The sequence below is a fragment of the Leclercia adecarboxylata genome (assembly GCF_023639785.1).
In the GTDB taxonomy this organism is placed as follows: Bacteria; Pseudomonadota; Gammaproteobacteria; order Enterobacterales; family Enterobacteriaceae; genus Enterobacter; species Enterobacter adecarboxylatus_D.
Genome location: NZ_CP098325.1, coordinates 1,561,131 through 1,582,040 on the forward strand (window position 1 = coordinate 1,561,131; position 20,910 = coordinate 1,582,040).

The window sequence follows — 20,910 nt, forward strand, 5'->3', positions numbered from 1 at the left end:
TGACAGGAAAAAGCATGACTTTACCGCAACTCACGCTTTCAGCCGCACGTCATCTCCACCTTGCCGCCCAGGGGCTTTTGAAAAAGCCCCGTCGCCGTGCCCGGCCCGCCGATATTCTTACTACCATTCAGCGCATGTCGCTGCTGCAAATTGACACGATCAATATCGTCGCCCGCAGCCCTTATCTGGTGCTGTTCAGCCGTCTCGGCCCTTATCAGCCAGACTGGCTGGATAACGCCCTGCGCCAGGGAGAGCTGATGGAGTACTGGGCGCATGAGGCGTGCTTTATGCCGCGCAGCGATTTTGCGCTGGTGCGTCACAGAATGCTCGCCCCCGATAAAATGGGCTGGAAATACCGCCAGGCCTGGATGCAGGAACATGCGGAAGAGATAGAGGACCTGATCGCGCATATTCAGGAGAAGGGCCCGGTCCGTTCTGCCGATTTTGAACATCCCCGCAAAGGAGCGAGTGGATGGTGGGAGTGGAAACCGCACAAGCGCCACCTGGAAGGGCTGTTTACTGCCGGAAAGGTGATGGTGGTCGAAAGGCGCAACTTCCAGCGCGTTTACGATCTCACGCACCGGGTGATGCCGCAGTGGGAGGACAGCCGGGATATGCTGACCCAGGCAGCGGCGGAAGCCGTGATGCTGGAAAACAGCGCCCGCAGCCTGGGTATCTTCCGCGCTCAGTGGTTAGCCGACTACTACCGCCTGCGCCAGCCGTTGCTGGCGCCGCTGCTTGAGCGCTGGCAGGCGCAGGAGCAGGCCGTTCGCGTCGAGGTTGAGACGCTGGGCGAGATGTGGCTGCATGCCGATCTGCTGCCGCTGCTTCCCCTCGCCCTGGAGGGGAAGCTCACCGCGACCCGCAGCGCTGTCCTGTCGCCTTTTGATCCGGTGGTCTGGGATCGCAAGCGCGCGGAGCAGCTCTTTAATTTCAGCTATCGGCTGGAGTGTTACACCCCGGCACCGAAACGTCAGTACGGCTATTTCGTCCTGCCGCTGCTGCATAAAGGGCAACTGGTGGGGCGGATGGATGCCAAAATGCACCGCAAAACCGGCGAGCTTGAGGTAATCGCGCTTTATCTGGAAGAGGGCGTCCGGATTAGCCCTGGGCTGGAAAAGGGACTCGCCACGGCAATCAGTGATTTTGCGGGCTGGCAGGGGGCGACACGCATCGTGACAGGCCATCTCCCTGACGGCCTCTTTCAGGCCTGTCGAAGTGGCTGGGAAATAGACAGGGTCTGAAAAAGGAATATGGTAAGCTTTACCGATTATTGATACGGAGGAACTATGGATCACCGTTTACTGGAAATTATTGCCTGCCCGGTGTGCAACGGCAAACTCTACTACAGCCAGGATAAGCAGGAGTTAATCTGCAAGCTGGATAGCCTGGCCTTCCCTCTGCGCGACGGCATTCCCGTCCTGCTGGAAACCGAAGCCCGTTCGCTGGCGGCGGAAGAGAGCAAACCATGAGTTTTGTTGTCATTATCCCGGCGCGTTTTGCCTCCACGCGTCTGCCGGGTAAACCGCTGGTCGATATCAACGGCAAGCCGATGATCGTGCATGTCCTGGAGCGTGCGCGAGAGTCCGGCGCTGAGCGGATCATCGTTGCCACCGATCATGAAGACGTAGCCCGTGCGGTTGAAGCCGCGGGCGGGGAAGTGTGTATGACCCGTGCCGATCACCAGTCCGGTACCGAGCGTCTGGCTGAAGTGGTTGAAAAATGCGGTTTCAGCGACGACACGGTGATTGTTAACGTGCAGGGCGATGAGCCGATGATCCCGGCGGTCATTATTCGTCAGGTGGCTGAAAACCTGGCCCAGCGTCAGGTGGGTATGGCGACGCTGGCCGTGCCGGTACACACCGCGGAAGAAGCATTTAACCCGAACGCCGTGAAGGTGGTGCTGGACGCCGAAGGCTATGCGCTCTATTTCTCCCGCGCGACCATTCCCTGGGATCGCGATCGCTTTGCTGAATCACGGGATAACATTGGCGACACTATCCTGCGTCATCTGGGCATTTATGGCTACCGCGCAGGCTTTATCCGCCGTTACGTGACCTGGCAACCGAGCCCGCTGGAAAACATCGAAATGCTCGAGCAGCTGCGTGTGCTGTGGTACGGCGAGAAGATCCATGTCGCTGTCGCGCATGAGGTTCCGGGCACTGGCGTTGATACGCCCGAGGATCTGGCCCGCGTTCGCGCTGAACTTCGTTAATTCCCGCCATCCCCTCTCCGGAGGGGATTTTTATGCCTCTTTTTTTTGATTATCTGCTACAGAATCATTCCATAAGGGTGACATCCGCCCGTCAGGCGCTCATTATAAAAGCAGTAGTCTTAATGGGGGTAATCTCAAATGGAACAGCTGCGAGCCGAACTCAGCCATCTGCTGGGTGAAAAACTGAGCCGTGTGGAATGCGTGCATGAAAAGGCGGATACCACGTTGTGGGCGTTGTACGACAGCCAGGGAAACCCCATGCCGCTTCTGGCGCGAAGCTTCTCTTCTCCGGACGTTGCCCGCCAGCTGGCATGGAAAATCTCCATGCTGGCCCGCAGCGGCACGGTAAGAATGCCTACCGTATATGGTGTGATGACCCATGATGAACATCCCGGTCCTGATGTCCTGCTGATTGAACGCCTGCGCGGCGTTCCGGTAGAAGCACCCGCGCGCACGCCGCAGCGCTGGGAACAGCTTAAAGATCAGATTGTCGAAGCGCTGCTTGCCTGGCACCGGATGGACAGCGGTGGGCTGGTGGGCGCGGTGGACAGTACCCAGGAAAACCTCTGGCCGCTCTGGTATCGCCAGCGGGTTGAGGTGCTGTGGGGAACGTTAAACCAGTACCCTAACACCGGCCTGACCATGCAGGATAAACGGATCCTGTTTCGCACCCGGGAGTGCCTGCCCGCCCTGTTTAAAGGGTTTAACGACAACGGCGTGCTGATTCACGGCAACTTTACCCTGCGCAGCATGCTCAAGGATCCGCGCAGCGATCAGCTGCTGGCGATGGTCGGCCCCGGCGTGATGCTGTGGGCGCCCCGGGAGTATGAGCTGTTTCGCCTGAGCGAGAGCGGGCAGGCGGAAGATTTACTCTGGCACTACCTGCAGCGCGCGCCGGTTTCCGAGGCGTTTGTCTGGCGGCGCTGGCTGTATATGCTGTGGGACGAAGTGGCGCAGCTGGTGAACACCGGACGCTTCAGCCGCGCCAACTTCGACCTGGCCTCCAAATCACTGCTCCCCTGGCTCGCCTGACGCGCCTTTCAGCCACTGCCAGACGCGTCCGAGAGTCTCATAGCCCACGCGATCGCTGTGCATCAACCATACCGGGGACGGAATAATCCGTTCCCACGGGTTAAGCGGGGCGCTAATGGCCAGCTGATTCGCGGGCGCGGGCAGCGGATGCAATCCCTGACGCTCAAAGAAGATCATCGCCCGCGGCAGATGGGAGGCCGACGTCACCAGCAGGAACGGGGCATCGCCTATCGCTTGCTTCACCGCCGCGGCCTCCTCTTCGGTATCTTTCGGGCTGTCGAGGGTGATAATCGCCTCGCGCGGCACGCCCAGCGACTGCGCCACGCGCGCTCCTGCTTCGGCGGTACTCACCGGGTTGCTCTGCGCCGCTGCCCCGGTGAAGATCATCTTCGACCCTGGATTAGCCAGCCACAGCCGCATCCCCTCGTTGAGGCGCGGCAGGCTGTTGTTGATAAGATTTGAGCTAGGGGCCCAGTCAGGATCCCAGGTATAGCCCCCGCCGAGCACCACAATGTACTCAACCTTTTGATTTCCCTGCCATGTAGGATACTTGTCTTCCACCGGGCGTAACAGCCCGTCAGCCACCGGCTGCAGGCTCAGCAGCGTCAGCACCAGCCAGCCTGCCGTAATCAAAATCTTGCCGGTTTTCTGAAAGCGGCTGAACCACAGCAACCCCAGGCCCAGCGCGATGCACAGCAGAAGAAGAGGGAGGGGAAGCATCATCCCGCCAATATATTTTTTTAGGGTAAAAAGCATCCTTTCTGGCTCCTTTTTTGACCATACAGCCGATGATTGTCAGCGATATTACACCAGAGAGGTTCATTCTCCGCCCGGCTGTGACAAAATAGCGGTTTTGCAGTTAGCGGGTGGAGCTCTCCCAATGCGGGATCGCAATTTTGATGACATCGCGGAAAAGTTTGCCCGCAATATTTACGGCACAACCAAAGGCCGGCTGCGGCAGACGATCCTCTGGCAGGATCTGGACATTCTGCTGGCCGGTTTCGGCGATAAAAAACTGCGTGTCCTCGACGCTGGCGGCGGTGAAGGCCAGACGGCAATCAAGATGGCTGAACGTGGACATCACGTCATCCTGTGCGATCTGTCGGCAGAGATGATCGCCCGCGCTGAAAGTGCCGCGGTGGAAAAAGGTGTGAGCGATAACATGCAATTTATACATTGCGCCGCTCAGGACATCGCACAACATTTGGAAAGCCCGGTTGATCTGATATTGTCTCATGCGGTGCTGGAATGGGTCGCCGATCCCCAGGCACTGCTGAAGACGCTGTGGTCGATACTGCGTCCCGGCGGCGCGCTGTCGCTGATGTTCTACAACGCTAACGGCCTGTTGATGCGTAACGTGCTGGTGGGTAATTTCGGTTATGTGCAGCAGGGCATGTACAAAAAGAAACGCCGCACGCTGTCACCGGACTTTCCGCGCGACCCGCAGCAGGTTTATAGCTGGCTGGAAACCGCCGGCTGGCAGATAACCGGCAAAACCGGCATAAGGGTGTTTCATGACTATCTTCGCGATAAACAGAAGCAGCATGACTGTTTTGACGCCCTGACAGAATTAGAGACGCGGTACTGTCGCCAGGAGCCATACATTAGCCTTGGCCGTTATATACATGTCACCGCGCACAAGCCGCAGAGCAAGGATAACTTATGAGTGAATTTTCCCAGACAGTCCCCGAACTGGTTGCCTGGGCCCGAAAAAACGATTTCTCCCTCTCGCTGCCGGTAGACAGACTCTCTTTTCTGCTGGCGGTCGCCACGCTGAACAGCGAACGGCTGGATGGAGAAATGAGCGAGGGCGAACTGGTGGATGCGTTCCGCCATGTCAGTGATGCGTTTGAGCAAACCAGCGAAACCATTAATGTGCGTGCCAATAACGCGATTAACGATATGGTGCGTCAACGTCTGCTGAACCGCTTTACCAGCGAACTGGCGGAAGGAAATGCCATCTATCGCCTGACGCCTCTGGGCATCGGCATTACCGACTACTACATTCGCCAGCGCGAATTCTCGACCCTGCGCCTCTCGATGCAGCTCTCCATTGTGGCGGGCGAGCTGAAGCGTGCGGCCGATGCCGCAGACGAAGATGGCGACGAGTTCCACTGGCACCGCAACGTCTACGCGCCGCTGAAATATTCGGTGGCCGAGATTTTCGACAGCATCGATCTGACCCAGCGCATCATGGACGAGCAGCAGCAGCTGGTGAAGGACGATATCGCCCAGTTGCTGAACAAAGACTGGCGCGCGGCGATCTCCAGCTGTGAAATGCTGCTGTCAGAAACCTCCGGCACCCTGCGTGAACTGCAGGATACGCTGGAGGCGGCAGGCGACAAGCTGCAGGCGAACCTGCTGCGTATCCAGGATGCCACCCTGGCCCATGACAACCTGCACTTTGTCGACCGCCTGGTCTTCGACCTGCAAAGTAAACTGGACCGCATCATCAGCTGGGGCCAGCAGGCGATTGACCTGTGGATCGGCTATGACCGTCACGTGCATAAATTTATCCGTACCGCTATCGATATGGATAAAAACCGCGTGTTCGCCCAGCGTCTGCGTCAGTCGGTTCAGACTTATTTCGATGCGCCGTGGGCATTGACCTACGCCAGCGCTGACCGTCTGCTCGATATGCGTGACGAAGAGATGAACCTGCGCGACGAAGAGGTCACCGGCGAGCTGCCAGCGGATCTGGAATATGAAGAGTTCAACGAAATTCGCGAACAGCTTGCATTGATGATCGAGGAGCAGCTGGCGATCTTTAAAGCCAAAAACACACCGCTGGATCTCGGTCTTGTCGTGCGTGATTACCTCGCACAATACCCGCGTGCGCGGCATTTCGATATTGCCCGCATCGTGGTCGATCAGGCGGTACGCCTGGGCGTCGCGCAAGCAGATTTCACCGGCCTGCCGCCGAAGTGGCAGCCGATTAACGATTACGGAGCCAAGGTACAGGCGCATGTCATTGACAAATATTGAACACGTGATGCCAGTTAAGCTGGCCCAGGCGCTGGCAAATCCGATCTTTCCGGCGCTGGACAGCCAGCTGCGTGCCGGTCGTCACATTGGTCTCGACGAGCTGGATAATCACGCTTTTTTAATGGATTTTCAGGAATACCTGGAAGAGTTTTATGCCCGCTATAACGTGGAGCTGATCCGCGCGCCGGAAGGGTTCTTCTATCTGCGCCCGCGCTCCACTACGCTCATCCCGCGCTCGGTGCTTTCCGAGCTGGACATGATGGTCGGGAAGATCCTCTGCTACCTCTATCTCAGCCCGGAGCGTCTGGCTAACGAAGGCATCTTCACCCAGCAGGAGCTCTATGACGAGCTGTTGACCCTGGCTGACGAAGGCAAGCTGCTGAAGCTGGTCAACAACCGTTCCACCGGCTCTGACGTCGACCGTCAGAAATTACAGGAAAAAGTACGCTCTTCCCTCAACCGTCTGCGCCGTCTGGGGATGGTGTGGTTTATGGGCCATGACAGCAGCAAATTCCGCATCACCGAATCGGTGTTCCGCTTCGGTGCTGACGTACGTGCAGGCGATGACGCCCGCGAAGCCCAGCTGCGCATGATCCGTGATGGCGAAGCGATGCCGGTGGAAAACCATCTGCAGCTCAATGACGAGCATGAAGACACTCAGCCGGATAGCGGGGAGGAAGAGTAATGATTGAACGCGGTAAATTTCGCTCACTGACGCTGGTTAACTGGAACGGTTTCTTTGCCCGCACTTTTGACCTTGATGAGCTAGTGACCACGCTCTCGGGCGGTAACGGCGCAGGGAAATCCACCACCATGGCGGCGTTCGTCACGGCGCTGATCCCGGACTTAACCCTGCTGCACTTCCGTAACACCACCGAAGCCGGCGCGACCAGCGGTTCCCGTGATAAAGGTCTGCACGGTAAGCTGAAGGCAGGGGTCTGTTATTCCGTGCTGGACGTGATCAACTCCCGTCATCAGCGCGTAGTCGTTGGCGTCCGCTTACAGCAGGTCGCCGGTCGCGACCGTAAGGTGGATATCAAACCCTTCGCCATTCAGGGGCTGCCAACCTCCGTCCAGCCAACCGCGCTGCTGACGGAAACGCTCAATGAGCGTCAGGCACGCGTGCTGACGCTCCAGGAGCTGAAAGACAAGCTGGAAGCCATCGAGGGCGTGCAGTTCAAGCAGTTCAACTCCATTACCGAATACCACTCCCTGATGTTCGATCTGGGCGTGGTCGCGCGTCGTCTGCGCTCCGCATCGGACCGCAGCAAGTATTATCGTCTGATTGAAGCCTCGCTGTACGGCGGGATCTCCAGCGCCATTACCCGCTCCCTGCGTGACTACCTGTTACCGGAAAACAGCGGCGTGCGTAAAGCGTTCCAGGACATGGAAGCGGCGCTGCGTGAGAACCGCATGACGCTGGAAGCGATCCGCGTGACCCAGTCGGACCGCGATCTCTTCAAGCACCTGATCAGCGAAGCCACCAACTATGTGGCCGCCGACTATATGCGTCACGCCAACGAACGCCGTATTCATCTCGATCAGGCCCTTGAGTATCGTCGTGAGCTGTTTACCTCACGTCAGCAGCTGGCGTCCGAGCAGTATAAACACGTCGAGATGGCCCGTGAGCTTTCCGAGCATAACGGCGCGGAAGGGGATCTGGAGGCGGATTACCAGGCCGCCAGCGATCACCTGAACCTGGTCCAGACCGCGCTGCGTCAGCAGGAAAAAATCGAGCGCTATGAAGCGGATCTCGATGAACTGCAGATTCGTCTCGAAGAGCAGAACGAAGTGGTGGCGGAAGCTGCCGACAAGCAGGAAGAGAACGAAGGCCGGGCTGAAGCCGCCGAGCTGGAAGTGGATGAGCTGAAAAGCCAGCTCGCCGACTATCAGCAGGCGCTGGACGTCCAGCAAACCCGCGCCATTCAGTACAATCAGGCGCTGCAGGCGCTGGAACGTGCGAAAGCGCTCTGTCATCTGCCGGATCTGACGCCTGAGAGCGCGGATCAGTGGCTCGAAACTTTCCAGGCCAAAGAGCAGGAAGCCACTGAAAAGCTGCTGAATCTCGAACAGAAAATGAGCGTGGCGCAAACCGCGCACAGCCAGTTTGAACAGGCATACCAGCTGGTGGCGGCGATTAACGGCCCGCTGGCGCGCGCTGAGGCATGGGAAGTGGCACGCGAGCTGCTGCGTGATGGCGTGAACCAGCGTCACCTGGCTGAGCAGGTTCAGCCGCTGCGTATGCGTCTGAATGAGCTGGAACAACGCCTGCGTGAACAGCAGGAGGCGGAACGCCTGCTGGCCGAGTTCTGCAAGCGTCATGGCAAACGGGTCGATATTGACGATCTGGAAAGCCTGCATCAGGAGCTGGAAGCCCGCATCGCGTCGCTGTCCGACAGCGTTTCCAGCGCCAGCGAACAACGCATGACCCTGCGTCAGGAGCTGGAGCAGCTGCAGTCGCGTATTCAGACGTTGATGCAGCGCGCCCCAGTCTGGCTGGCGGCCCAGAGCAGCCTCAGCCAGCTGAGCGAGCAGTGCGGCGAGGAGTTCGAGTCCAGCCAGGACGTGACGGAATATCTTCAGCAGCTGCTGGAGCGCGAGCGTGAAGCCATTGTTGAACGAGATGAAGTGGGCGCGCGTAAACGCGCAGTCGACGAAGAGATCGAACGTTTAAGCCAGCCGGGGGGGGCAGAAGACGCCCGCCTGAACACCCTGGCGGAACGCTTTGGCGGCGTGCTGCTGTCAGAAATTTATGACGACGTCAGCCTGGAAGATGCGCCGTATTACTCCGCGCTCTACGGTCCGTCCCGCCACGCTATTGTGGTGCCGGATCTGTCGCTGATCGCCGACCAGCTCGAAGGGCTGGAGGATTGCCCGGAAGATCTCTATCTGATCGAAGGGGATCCACAGTCGTTCGATGACAGCGTCTTTAGCGTCGATGAGCTGGAAAAAGCGGTGGTGGTGAAGGTTGCCGATCGCCAGTGGCGTTATTCGCGCTTCCCGTCGCTGCCGCTGTTTGGCCGCGCCGCGCGTGAAAGCCGCATTGAGAGCCTGCATACCGAGCGCGAAGCGCTGTCTGAACGCTTTGCGACGCTCTCCTTTGACGTGCAGAAAACCCAGCGTCTGCACCAGGCGTTCAGCCGCTTTATCGGCAGCCATCTGGCCGTGGCCTTTGAGGCCGATCCTGAGGCGGAGATCCGCAAGTTCACTGCGCGTCGTAGCGAGCTTGAACGCGCGATTTCAGCCCACGAAAACGACAACCAGCAGAGCCGCATCCAGTTCGAGCAGGCCAAAGAGGGCGTTGCTGCCCTGAACCGTATTCTGCCGCGCCTTAATCTGCTGGCAGACGACACCCTTGCCGATCGCGTGGATGAGATCCAGGAGCGCCTTGACGAAGCTCAGGAAGCCGCACGCTTTGTGCAGCAGTACGGCAATCAGCTGGCGAAGCTCGAGCCGATGGTCTCCGTTCTGCAGAGCGACCCGGAACAGTTCGAACAGCTCAAAGAAGATTATGCCTGGTCACAGCAGGTTCAGCGCGAAGCCCGTCAGCAGGCGTTTGCCCTGACCGAAGTTTCCCAGCGCCGGGCGCACTTCAGCTACTCCGACTCGGCTGAGATGCTCAACGGCAACAGCGATCTGAACGAGAAGCTGCGCCAGCGTCTGGAGCAGGCCGAAACAGAACGTACACGCGCCCGTGAGGCGATGCGTAGCCATGCGGCCCAGTTGAGCCAGTACAATCAGGTGCTGGCGTCGTTGAAAAGCTCTTATGACACCAAGAAAGAGCTGCTGACCGACCTGCATAAAGAGCTGCAGGATATCGGCGTGCGTGCCGACAGCGGGGCAGAGGAGCGGGCGCGCATTCGTCGCGATGAACTGCATGCCCAGCTCAGCAACAACCGGGCGCGCCGCAATCAGCTGGAAAAAGCGCTCACCTTCTGCGAAGCGGAGATGGACAACCTGACCCGTCGTCTGCGTAAGCTGGAACGTGATTACCACGAGAAGCGCGAGCAGGTGGTGACCGCCAAAGCGGGCTGGTGCGCCGTGATGCGCATGGTGAAAGACAACGGAGTTGAACGGCGTCTGCACCGCCGCGAGCTGGCTTATCTCTCGGGCGATGAGCTGCGCTCCATGTCGGATAAAGCGCTCGGTGCGCTGCGTCTGGCGGTAGCGGACAACGAGCACCTGCGCGACGTGCTGCGCATGTCTGAAGATCCGAAACGCCCTGAACGTAAAATCCAGTTCTTCGTGGCGGTATATCAGCATCTGCGCGAGCGTATTCGCCAGGATATCATCCGCACCGACGATCCGGTTGAAGCCATTGAACAGATGGAGATCGAGCTGGGCCGTCTGACGGAAGAGCTGACCTCCCGCGAGCAGAAGCTGGCCATCAGCTCCCGCAGCGTGGCCAACATCATCCGTAAGACGATCCAGCGCGAACAGAACCGTATTCGCCAGCTCAACCAGGGCCTGCAGAGCGTATCGTTTGGCCAGGTCAACAGCGTGCGGCTGAACGTGAACGTGCGTGAAGCCCACGCCACGCTGCTGGATGTGCTTGCCGAGCAGCACGAGCAGCATCAGGATCTGTTCAACAGCAACCGCCTGACCTTCTCCGAAGCACTGGCGAAGCTGTACCAGCGTCTGAATCCGCAGATCGACATGGGCCAGCGCACGCCGCAAACCATCGGTGAAGAGCTGCTGGACTACCGCAACTATCTTGAGATGGAAGTGGAAGTTAACCGTGGCTCCGACGGCTGGCTGCGCGCGGAATCCGGTGCCCTGTCCACCGGTGAAGCGATCGGGACCGGGATGTCGATTCTGGTGATGGTGGTGCAGAGCTGGGAAGATGAATCCCGTCGTCTGCGCGGCAAGGATATTTCGCCATGCCGCCTGCTGTTCCTGGATGAGGCGGCGCGTCTGGATGCCCGCTCTATCGCCACGCTGTTTGAGCTGTGCGATCGTCTGGATATGCAGCTGATTATCGCGGCGCCGGAAAACATTAGCCCGGAAAAAGGGACCACCTATAAACTGGTGCGTAAGGTCTATCAGAACAGCGAACACGTGCACGTTGTGGGTCTGCGCGGTTTTGCTCCTCAGCCGCCGGAATCCCTTCCCGGCACGGCTGACGCCGTTTGAGGATTCTGAAAGTTAACCATGGCGGCCTCCGGGCCGCCTTTTTTTATTCCTTGAGCTTGTACTGGCGGCTGCGTTAACTTTAAACTTCTTTACATAAGGTAAGGCTGGTACCGGTCTGCCTTCCTATAATGAAGCAAAGCCCCGGTGTTGAGGGCGTGACGTACAGCAAACAGGGGGCAAGGGATGTTGCTGAATAAAATGTATGGTCGTCAGCTGTCGGCGCTGAGTTTGTGCCTGACGGTTTTAATGGCTCCACTGTTTAATGCCCGGGCCGATGAGCCCGAACTGGTTCCTGTGGACAGTTCCGCAACCATGGGCGCACAACCTACGTCGCTGTCGCAGCCGCTGGAACAGTCGCCTGCAACGGCCATAATGGCCGGTATCCAGCCGTTACCTGCGGATATCAATGCCGAACAGCGCCGTCAGGAGCTTCTCGCGGCGCTGCCTGCCGGGTACACCCCGGCGTATCTTAATCAACTTACGCTGCTGTATGCAGCACGCGACATGAAGCCCATGTGGGACGACCGTGATGCCGTGCGGGCGTTCCAGCAGCAGCTTGCCGAAGTCGCCATCGCCGGTTTTCAGCCGCAGTTTACCGCCTGGGTTGAGTTGCTGACACAGCCTGCCGTCACCGGGATGGCGCGTGACGTGGTGCTCTCCGATGCGATGATGGGCTACCTGCAGTTTGTGGCGGGGATCCCGGTCAACGGCAACCGCTGGCTCTACAGCAATAAACCTTACAAGCTGGCGACGCCGCCGCTGTCGGTGATTAACCAGTGGCAGCTGGCGCTGGATAACGGCACGGTGCCGCATTTCATTGCCGGGCTTGCGCCGTCGCACCCGCAGTATGCGGTGATGCACCAGTCGCTGCTGCAGCTGGTGGCGGACACTCAGCCCTGGCCGCAGATACAGAGCACTGCCAAACTGAGCCCCGGGCAGTGGAGCAGCGACGTGCCCGCGTTGCGTGAAATCCTTAAACGCTCCGGCGTGATTGACGGCGGGCCAAAAATTGCCCTGCCGGGTGACGATCCCCAGAGCGTGGTCGTCAGTCCGTCTGCCCCGGCGGTGGAAAAGAAAAAGAAACCCGTCTCCAGCAAGCCAGCCTCCTATGACCGGAGTCTGGTTGAGGCGGTAAAAGCCTTCCAGACCAGCCAGGGGCTGGCTGCCGATGGCGTGATTGGCCAGGGAACGCGTGATGCGCTGAATATGACTCCTGCACAGCGTGCCGGGGTGCTGGCGCTGAATATCCAGCGCCTGCGTCTGCTGCCGGGAACCTTGTCTACCGGCATCATGGTCAATATTCCGGCTTTTTCGCTGGTCTATTATCAGAACGGCAGCGAGGTGCTGGCCTCACGGGTAATTGTGGGTCGCCCGGATCGTAAAACGCCGATGATGAGCAGCGCCCTGAACAACGTGGTGGTCAACCCGCCGTGGAACGTGCCGCCTACGCTGGCGCGCAAAGACATTCTGCCGAAGGTGTGGAACGACCCGGGTTATCTGGAACGCCACAACTATACGGTGCTGCGCGGCTGGAACAGTAAAGAGGCGATTGATCCCTGGCGCGTAGACTGGGCGACCATCACCCCTGCTAATTTACCCTTCCGCTTCCAGCAGGCGCCGGGAGCGCATAACTCCCTGGGCCGGTATAAGTTCAACATGCCCAGCTCGGATGCAATCTATCTGCACGATACGCCTAACCACAACCTGTTCCAGAGGGATGTTCGCGCGCTGAGTTCCGGTTGCGTACGCGTCAATAAGGCGTCAGAGCTGGCAAATATGTTGTTACAGGATGCGGGCTGGAACGACACACGTATTTCCGACGCTCTGAAGCAGGGCGACACGCGATATGTGAATATCCGCCAAAATATTCCGGTTAATCTGTACTATCTGACCGCCTTCGTCGGCAAGGATGGTCGGACCCAGTATCGTACAGATATTTACAATTATGATGAGACTGCCCGGTCTAACACCCAGATTCTGGCCAAAGCCGAGCAATTAATTAGGTAAATGAAGAAGTTCGGAAAATTCTGGTAGTCCGGATGAGAAAATAAACGGGGCATTGCGGCTGCAAGCCCCGTATTTCCTGGATTGTGGTGCCTTGACGATGACAGGTTTGCCCGGTAATGTGCCCTTCGTGCGCTGTAAAGCATCTATACGATAACATTGACCTGTAGACCTGATTACCATGGACAAATTCGACGCAAATCGCCGTAAGTTATTGGCGTTAGGTGGCCTTGCGCTGGGCGCTGCCATCTTACCCACGCCATCATTTGCCACACTCTCTACTCCTCGACCACGTATTTTGACGCTTAATAACCTGCACACAGGTGAGTCAATCAAAGCTGAATTTTTTGATGGTCGGGGCTATATTCAGGATGAACTGGCCAAGCTGAATCATTTCTTCCGTGATTTCCGCGCTAATAAAGTCAAAGCCATCGATCCGGGGTTATTCGATCAGCTTTACCGCCTGCAGGGTTTGCTGGGCACCCGCAAACCGGTTCAGCTCATTTCCGGTTATCGCTCTCTTGATACCAATAATGAATTACGCGCCCATAGCCGCGGTGTAGCGAAAAAAAGCTATCACACCAAAGGTCAGGCGATGGATTTTCATATTGAAGGCGTTTCGTTAGCCAATGTTCGCAAAGCTGCGTTATCTATGCGCGCAGGTGGTGTAGGATATTACCCACGTAGCAACTTTGTGCATATTGATACCGGGCCATTGCGGCACTGGTAATAACAAATCAGGAGCAGTATGAACTATCGTATTATTCCGGTCACCGCGTTCTCCCAGAACTGTTCGCTTATCTGGTGTGAACAAACCAAACTGGCAGCCCTGGTCGATCCCGGTGGCGATGCAGAGAAGATCAAACAGGAAGTCGCTGCCGCTGGCGTGACCTTAATGCAGATCCTGCTGACCCATGGCCATCTCGATCACGTGGGGGCCGCGGCTGAGCTGGCGCAGCATTATGGCGTGCCGGTGATTGGCCCGGAAAAAGAAGATGAGTTCTGGCTGCAGGGGTTACCGGCCCAAAGCCGCATGTTTGGTCTTGATGAATGTCTGCCGCTCACCCCGGATCGCTGGCTGAATGAAGGTGAGAGCGTCAGCGTGGGTAATGTGACGCTACAGGTCTTACATTGCCCGGGGCATACGCCAGGCCATATCGTCTTCTTTGATAATCAGTCGCGTCTGCTGATTTCCGGCGACGTGATCTTCAAAGGCGGCGTAGGGCGCAGTGACTTCCCGCGTGGGGATCATGGTCAGCTGATTCGCTCGATCAAAGAGAAATTATTACCGCTGGGCGATGATGTGACCTTTATTTCCGGTCACGGTCCGATGTCGACGCTGGGATACGAACGGCTGCACAACCCGTTCCTGCAGGATGAAATGCCTGTCTGGTAAATAAGAATTGAAAAAGCCTGCTCAAGCAGGCTTTTTTTTGCCCGGTGGCGTTAACGCTTGCCCGGGTCTGCGGTGATAATTTTGTCGGCCGGGCAAACGCAGTGCCGCCCGGCTCAGGGCTTACAGCACAGCCACAATCGCTTCGCACAGTGGTGCCATGTTATCTGGCGTCATACCCGCCACGTTCACACGACCCGATGCTACTGCATACACGCCAAACTCTTCGCGCAGACGCAGAACCTGCTCTTTAGTCAGGCCGCTGAATGAGAACATGCCGTTCTGCTTGATGATAAAGCTGAAGTCGCGATCCGCGCCTTTTTCCGCCAGGGTGTTCACGAACAGCTGACGCATGCGCTGGATGCGCTGACGCATATCGTTCAATTCCTGTTCCCAGATGGCGCGCAGGGCGTCATTGCTGAGAATGGTGGCAACCACAGACGCACCGTGAGCCGGTGGGTTAGAGTAGTTTGCACGAATAACGGATTTCATCTGGCTGAACGCACGTTCAACGGTCTGCTCATCGGAAGCCACCAGCGTACAGGCGCCTACGCGCTCATTGTACAGACCGAAGTTCTTGGAATAGGAACTGGCAACAATCAGCTCTTTATGCACTGCTGCGAAAGCGCGCAGACCCTCCGCATCCTCTTCCAGACCACGGGCAAAGCCCTGGTAAGCGAAGTCGAACAGCGGCAGCCAGCCTTTTTCAACGGAGAGTTTCGCCAGTTGTTCCCACTGTTCCAGCGTCGGATCGATGCCGGTTGGGTTATGGCAGCAGCCGTGGAACAGAACCACATCGCCCGCCTGGGCTTGGCTCAGGCTGGACAGCAGGCCGTCGAAGTCCAGGGTGTGGTTCGCCGCGTCGTAATAAGCATATTCACGCACTTCCAGACCCGCAGAGTTGAAAACGCTCTTGTGGTTCGGCCAGCTCGGGTTGCTCACCCACACGGTTTTAACGCGGGTATTTTTAGCGAGGAAATCCGCCGCCACGCGCAGCGCGCCAGTACCGCCAGGGGTCTGCGCCGTACGGGCACGTTTATCGCTGACAATCGCGCTGCCTTTGCCGAACAGCAGTTCCTGCGTGCAACGGCCAAATTCCGGAATACCGTCGATGCCGAGGTAGTTTTTAGTATTTTCATTTTCCAGCAGATACTGCTCAGCTTTTTTAACGCTGGTCAGCACCGGGGTCTTGCCGGTCTCATCTTTATAGACACCAATACCCAGGTTAATTTTTCCAGGGCGGTCATCGGCACGAAACAGATCGGCCAGGCCCAGAATAGGGTCGGCAGGGGCGGCGGTAATGTTCTCAAACATGACGAAGTTCCATTGTGGTTACGGAAGTGAAATCCGCTATCAGGTTAACGATAGTTCTACAAAATGCCAACCGTTTGCTACAAAAAGCGTGCGGCTTTTCAAAAGTCGCCATTTTTTGCTTTAAGGCATAAAAAAACAGGGCCGAAGCCCTGTTTTTCAGACATATAACAAAGTGGTGTACTGATTAGAACTGGTAAACGATACCAACAGCTGCCTGGTCGTCGGTCGCCTGACCGGTTGCCGCAGCGTAGTTGTTGTCGTCCAGCAGGTTAAATTTGTACGCAGCGTAGACGTTCATGTTCTTGTTGAAGTAGTACCATGAACCCACTTCTACGTATTTAACCAGGTCAGCATCGCCGCCCGAGAAGCCAGGACGTGCCAGCAGGTCTTTACCTTTAGACTGGACGTAGCCCACGGATGGACGCAGACCGAAGTCGAACTGGTACTGAACTACAGCTTCGAAGTTCTGAGTTTTGTTCGCGAAGTTGCTGTCTGGTTCGCGAGTCATGTTGTAAGTCTGAGCATAAGAAACTGCTGCATAGATGTTGTTCGCATCGTATTTAGCCGCAGTAGCCCATGCTTCAGCGTGGTCACCGCCAGCACTCGCGCTGCCGCCAACGATAGTCTGTGGGTTAGTCTGAGCATCGGTACGGTCAGCAGATTCATAACCTGCAGAAATTGCGAAGCCTTCGCCGAAATCATACTGGACAGCGGTGCTGAAGCCGTCGCCGTTTGCTTTAGCGCCGTTACCGGTCAGGTTAACGGATACTGGCTGGCCGTTGTCAGTAGTTTCAACGGTCAGTGGGCTGTTACGATCGTTTTTGCCCTGATACTGCAGCGCGAAGCTCAGGCCATCAACCAGGCCGAAGAAGTTGCTGTTACGGTAGGTCAGCAGGCCAGTAGAACGACCGTTCATGAAGTTGTCGGTAGCAACCCAGGAGTCGCCGCCCCACTCAACGAACATATCGGTGTAAGCGCCGACGTCATAGATTGCGCCGTAGTTACGACCGTAGTCGATAGAACCCGCATCACCGAAGTTCAGACCAGCGAACGCCAGACGTGTTCTGGTGCCCTGAGAACCTTCAGTGCTGGATGCATCCATGTTGTATTCCCAGTGACCGTAACCAGTGATCTGGTCGTTGATCTGGGTTTCACCTTTAAAGCCGATACGGGCATAGGTGGTGTCTTCGTTACCGGTGTCACCGTTGGTGGTCCAGATGTGCTCACCTACAGCCTTACCATAGAAGTCCAGCTTGTTAGCGTTTTTGTTATAGATTTCTGCTGCGTTAGCTGCACCGGCTGCCAGCAGGGCAGGGATAACCACTGCCAGGATATTGCGCTTCATCATTATTTATTACCCTCATTGGTTTTTTTATGACACTCGCCACTGCCGTCAATAAATTCTGTCAATAAATATTTCCGGAACTATTGATGAGAGTTTGGTGTCTTTATGTATCTGACAGGCATCTTTCCATTCAAATAACCGTTTCGCTACTCTGAAAGTGCTACAAACCTCAAGAATCGGTTACAATAAGAAAATATGTGTAACTAAATGTGAATTTTAAGGAACTTTGTGAGGTACCTCAAAGTTCAGAGTTGAATGGCGAAAATTAATGCTTCCCTAATTCTATCTATATGAATTGCTTATCTTAATTGTAGATAATGACTTTTTTTATGACCCGAAGCATTAGCGCACTATTTTTCTTATCTTTGGAAATAGACATCTGGATAGCCGGGAATTTGCACAGAAAATGTGCTAATGCTTGAGATTTGTATTAGGCGCAATAAGAATAGGGTTTATTTTGTGTTCAGAGATGTTTCGTGGAAATAAAGCGTAACACTGGAGAGGATCTGACGGGGTTGCACTTTAATAATGCTGACTTTCAACTGACGTAAGTTGACACTGCAGGATAAAATAATGGCCAGCATAAGCTGGCCATTGAGTAGGAAGGGATTAGAACGTTGCGCTGCGTGGAGTACGCGGGAATGGAATTACATCACGCACGTTCTGAACGCCGGTAACATAGGCAATCAGACGCTCAAAGCCGAGCCCGAAACCGGAGTGTGGCACAGTGCCATAACGACGTAAGTCGCGATACCACCAGTAGTCCTCTTTATTGAGGCCCATTTCAGCCATGCGTGCATCCAGTACGTCCAGACGCTCTTCACGCTGAGAACCACCGATGATTTCACCGATGCCCGGGGCAAGCACGTCCATTGCAGCAACGGTTTTGCCGTCTTCATTAAGGCGCATGTAGAAGGCCTTAATGTCTTTCGGATAGTTTTTCACAACCACCGGTGCCTTGAAGTGCTTCTCGGCCAGGTAGCGTTCGTGCTCGGAGGAGAGGTCAACGCCCCAGTAAACCGGGTTCTCAAATTGCTGACCGCAGTTTTCGAGGATCGTCACCGCATCGGTGTAATCCACCTGAGCAAAATCAGCAGAGACGAAACGCTCCAGACGGGCGATGGCATCACTGTCGACGCGCTCGGCGAAGAATTTCATGTCGTCAGCGCGTTCGGTCAGTACGGCGTTAAAGACGTACTTCAGCATCGCTTCTGCCAGGCCAGCAACGTCATCAAGGTTGGCAAAGGCGACTTCCGGCTCCAGCATCCAGAATTCCGCCAGGTGGCGGCTGGTGTTGGAGTTTTCGGCGCGGAATGTCGGGCCAAAGGTGTAGATTTTGGACAGTGCACAGGCGTAAGTTTCGCCGTTCAGCTGGCCAGATACGGTCAGGAAGGACTCTTTACCAAAGAAATCTTTGTCGTAGTCCACTTTGCCTTCCGGCGTGCGCGGCAGGTTTTCCAGGTCCAGGGTAGAGACGCGGAACATCTCGCCAGCGCCTTCAGTATCGGAGGCGGTGATCAGCGGCGTGGAAACCCAGAAGTAACCCTGCTCGTTAAAGAAACGGTGCAGCGCCTGCGCAAGCGTGTGGCGGACACGGGCCACGGCACCAATCATGTTGGTACGCGGGCGCAGGTGAGCCACTTCACGCAGATACTCGATACTGTGGCGTTTTGCCGCCATCGGGTAGGTGTCCGGATCTTCAACCCAGCCGGTCACTTCAATTGAGGTGGCCTGCAGTTCATAGCTCTGACCCTGGCCCTGGGAGGCCACGATTTTACCGGTGACGACAACGGAGCAACCCGTGGTCAGACGCAGCACTTCCTGATTGTAATTGGGCAGAGAATTATTAATAACGGCCTGTACAGGATCAAAGCAGGAACCGTCATAGACGGCGAGGAATGAAAAGCCAGCTTTTGAATCTCGGCGGGTACGCACCCATCCACGCACGGTGACTTCGCTGTCAACGGTAACGCGGCCCTGGAGTACGTCGGCTACAGGCACAACGCTCATAATAGTCTCTCTATGTTGTCCAAAAATAAAATCTGTATCCCCTTCAATGGGGGGATATCTATGTTACCTGGCATCCGCCATCAGACAAGCAGATTTCGCAATGATAAGAGAAGAAATAGGAAATAAATGAGGGAAGGGAGCACGGCGGGCTCCCTGATGAGATTAACTGGCGATTTTAACCTGCGGCAGGTCGAACGCTTTGCGCAGCGCCCGGACGAAGGCTTTGTCATGGCAGATGGTTTTGCCCGGGCTGTCGGAGAGTTTTGCCACCGGCTTGCCGTTACATTCCACCAGTTTAATGACGATATTCAGCGGTTTTACCTGAGGAATGTCGCAGGTCAGACGGGTGCCGATCCCAAAGGCCAGGTTTACGCGCGAGGAGAAGTGCCGGTACAAGCCTACCGCTTTTGGCAGGTCGAGATTATCGGAGAAAACCAGCACTTTGCTCATGGGGTCGATGCCCAGCTTTTGATAATGGGCGATAGCTTTCTCACCCCACTCCAGCGGATCCCCGGAGTCATGGCGCAGCCCCTGATAGACGGATGCGAACTCCGGCCCGAAATCGCGCAGGAAAGCGTCCATGGTAATACAGTCGGTTAAGGCAATGCCAAGCTGGGTAGGGTACTCCGTGAGCCAGGCCGCCAGCGCCGCACGTTGGCTGGTCGCCAGCTCCGGGCTGATCTGCTGATGCGCCTGGAACCACTCGTGCGCCTGGGTTCCCATTGGCGTCAGGTTCAGGCGGCGGGCCAAATCGTAATTGCTGGTGCCGACAAACCACGGCTCCTGACGCAGACGCTCAACGATAGCCTGCTGTACTTCCCGGGAGAAACGACGACGGGTGCCGAAATCCATCAAACGAAAACGTGACATATCCAGCGAGTCGGTGAGTTCAGAGAACCCAACCAGCTTCTGCTCCAGCGTTGCCAGAGCCTGCTCAACGCTGGCCTCTGGTGAGCGATAGCGATGCACCAGCTCGCTGATCACGGCCAGCAGCGGCACTTCCCACATGATCACTTCCCGCCATGGACCTTCAAGGCGAATATGCAGCTTGCCGTTATCGTTACGGATGTTGACCTGTTTCGGATCGTAGCGGAAATTGCGCAGCCACTGGAGATAATCGTCTTTAAAGAAGGGCAGGCCGGAAAGCCACTGGAATTCATCATCCTGCAGACGAAGATGCTGCATGGCGTCGACTTGCTCACGGATGGCGTCAGCATAGATCCCCAGCAAATCGTCACCGCGGCAGCGGAATTCAGCCGCGACCTGTACGTCGTAGTATTGGTGGAAAACGGCTTGCTGCATATGCAGTTTGTACGCGTCGGTATCCAGCAGCGTATGCAGAACAGGTGAAGCGAATTGAGTCATAGGTGCGCAGTAGCATCCTCTCACGGGAGCGTTTAGTACAATAAACGACGAATGAAACCGCTGGAGTATACCTTGTTTAGCGATTTATTGAACCCCGATCACACCATAAGCCTG

The 20,910-nt window shown here is 56.5% G+C and carries 16 protein-coding genes; 11 read left to right on the plus strand and 5 right to left on the minus strand.

Annotation, left to right across the window (positions count from 1 at the left end; genetic code table 11):
* Positions 1-14 precede the first annotated feature (14 nt).
* The 4 genes from NB069_RS07280 to NB069_RS07295 all read left to right on the plus strand — a co-directional run bounded on the left by NB069_RS07280 (position 15) and on the right by NB069_RS07295 (position 3,247).
* The gene (locus NB069_RS07280; protein WP_250588742.1) at positions 15-1,244 is read left to right on the plus strand and encodes a winged helix-turn-helix domain-containing protein; all 1,230 of its coding nucleotides are present in this window, start codon (positions 15-17) and stop codon (positions 1,242-1,244) included.
* A 45-nt stretch (positions 1,245-1,289) separates the two neighbouring features.
* The gene (gene ycaR, locus NB069_RS07285) at positions 1,290-1,472 is read left to right on the plus strand and encodes a protein YcaR (protein WP_039029479.1); all 183 of its coding nucleotides are present in this window, start codon (positions 1,290-1,292) and stop codon (positions 1,470-1,472) included.
* Positions 1,469-2,215: a 3-deoxy-manno-octulosonate cytidylyltransferase gene (gene kdsB, locus NB069_RS07290; RefSeq protein WP_250588743.1), complete on the plus strand. Its 747-nt coding sequence runs from the start codon at positions 1,469-1,471 to the stop codon at positions 2,213-2,215. The genes ycaR and kdsB overlap by 4 nt, the downstream gene beginning before the upstream one ends.
* 138 nt (positions 2,216-2,353) lie before the next feature.
* A complete protein-coding gene (locus tag NB069_RS07295) occupies positions 2,354-3,247 on the plus strand; it encodes a YcbJ family phosphotransferase (RefSeq protein WP_250588744.1) in 894 nt (297 codons plus the stop codon).
* On the opposite strand, the gene elyC is transcribed toward NB069_RS07295, so the two are convergent.
* Complete coding sequence (gene elyC, locus NB069_RS07300; RefSeq protein ID WP_250588745.1) at positions 3,224-4,003, minus strand: envelope biogenesis factor ElyC; 780 nt, start codon at positions 4,001-4,003, stop codon at positions 3,224-3,226. The two genes, NB069_RS07295 and elyC, sit on opposite strands and share 24 nt — an antisense overlap.
* A 124-nt stretch (positions 4,004-4,127) precedes the next feature.
* On the opposite strand from elyC, the gene cmoM reads away from it, so the two are divergent.
* The 7 genes from cmoM to NB069_RS07335 all read left to right on the plus strand — a co-directional run bounded on the left by cmoM (position 4,128) and on the right by NB069_RS07335 (position 14,765).
* Positions 4,128-4,913 (plus strand): tRNA uridine 5-oxyacetic acid(34) methyltransferase CmoM, encoded by a 786-nt coding sequence (gene cmoM, locus NB069_RS07305; protein WP_250588746.1) that lies wholly within the window; start codon positions 4,128-4,130, stop codon positions 4,911-4,913.
* Positions 4,910-6,232 (plus strand): chromosome partition protein MukF, encoded by a 1,323-nt coding sequence (gene mukF, locus NB069_RS07310; RefSeq protein ID WP_250588747.1) that lies wholly within the window; start codon positions 4,910-4,912, stop codon positions 6,230-6,232. The genes cmoM and mukF overlap by 4 nt, the downstream gene beginning before the upstream one ends.
* On the plus strand, positions 6,213-6,917 hold the full coding sequence (gene mukE, locus NB069_RS07315; RefSeq protein ID WP_039029473.1) for a chromosome partition protein MukE: 705 nt from the start codon (positions 6,213-6,215) through the stop codon (positions 6,915-6,917). The genes mukF and mukE overlap by 20 nt, the downstream gene beginning before the upstream one ends.
* Positions 6,917-11,365, plus strand: coding sequence for a chromosome partition protein MukB (gene mukB, locus NB069_RS07320; protein WP_250588748.1), 4,449 nt, complete (start codon positions 6,917-6,919; stop codon positions 11,363-11,365). Before mukE ends, mukB begins: the two co-directional genes overlap by 1 nt.
* Positions 11,366-11,548: 183 nt before the next feature.
* On the plus strand, positions 11,549-13,372 hold the full coding sequence (ldtD, locus tag NB069_RS07325; protein WP_250588749.1) for a L,D-transpeptidase: 1,824 nt from the start codon (positions 11,549-11,551) through the stop codon (positions 13,370-13,372).
* Between the two features lie 178 nt (positions 13,373-13,550).
* A complete protein-coding gene (locus NB069_RS07330; RefSeq protein WP_039029470.1) occupies positions 13,551-14,099 on the plus strand; it encodes a YcbK family protein in 549 nt (182 codons plus the stop codon).
* A gap of 18 nt (positions 14,100-14,117) precedes the next feature.
* Positions 14,118-14,765: an MBL fold metallo-hydrolase gene (locus NB069_RS07335; RefSeq protein WP_250588750.1), complete on the plus strand. Its 648-nt coding sequence runs from the start codon at positions 14,118-14,120 to the stop codon at positions 14,763-14,765.
* A gap of 120 nt (positions 14,766-14,885) precedes the next feature.
* Here NB069_RS07335 and NB069_RS07340 read toward each other — a convergent pair whose 3' ends face one another.
* From NB069_RS07340 to pncB, 4 genes are all read right to left on the minus strand, one after another.
* Positions 14,886-16,076 carry an amino acid aminotransferase gene (locus tag NB069_RS07340; protein WP_250588751.1) on the minus strand — a complete coding sequence of 397 codons (1,191 nt, stop codon included), beginning with the start codon at positions 16,074-16,076 and terminating at the stop codon, positions 14,886-14,888.
* A 184-nt stretch (positions 16,077-16,260) separates the two neighbouring features.
* The gene (locus NB069_RS07345) at positions 16,261-17,424 is read right to left on the minus strand and encodes a porin (RefSeq protein ID WP_284677027.1); all 1,164 of its coding nucleotides are present in this window, start codon (positions 17,422-17,424) and stop codon (positions 16,261-16,263) included.
* 606 nt (positions 17,425-18,030) lie between these two features.
* Positions 18,031-19,431 carry an asparagine--tRNA ligase gene (gene asnS / locus NB069_RS07350; RefSeq protein WP_250588752.1) on the minus strand — a complete coding sequence of 467 codons (1,401 nt, stop codon included), beginning with the start codon at positions 19,429-19,431 and terminating at the stop codon, positions 18,031-18,033.
* A gap of 162 nt (positions 19,432-19,593) precedes the next feature.
* Positions 19,594-20,796 carry a nicotinate phosphoribosyltransferase gene (gene pncB, locus NB069_RS07355; RefSeq protein ID WP_250588753.1) on the minus strand — a complete coding sequence of 401 codons (1,203 nt, stop codon included), beginning with the start codon at positions 20,794-20,796 and terminating at the stop codon, positions 19,594-19,596.
* Positions 20,797-20,910: the final 114 nt, after the last annotated feature.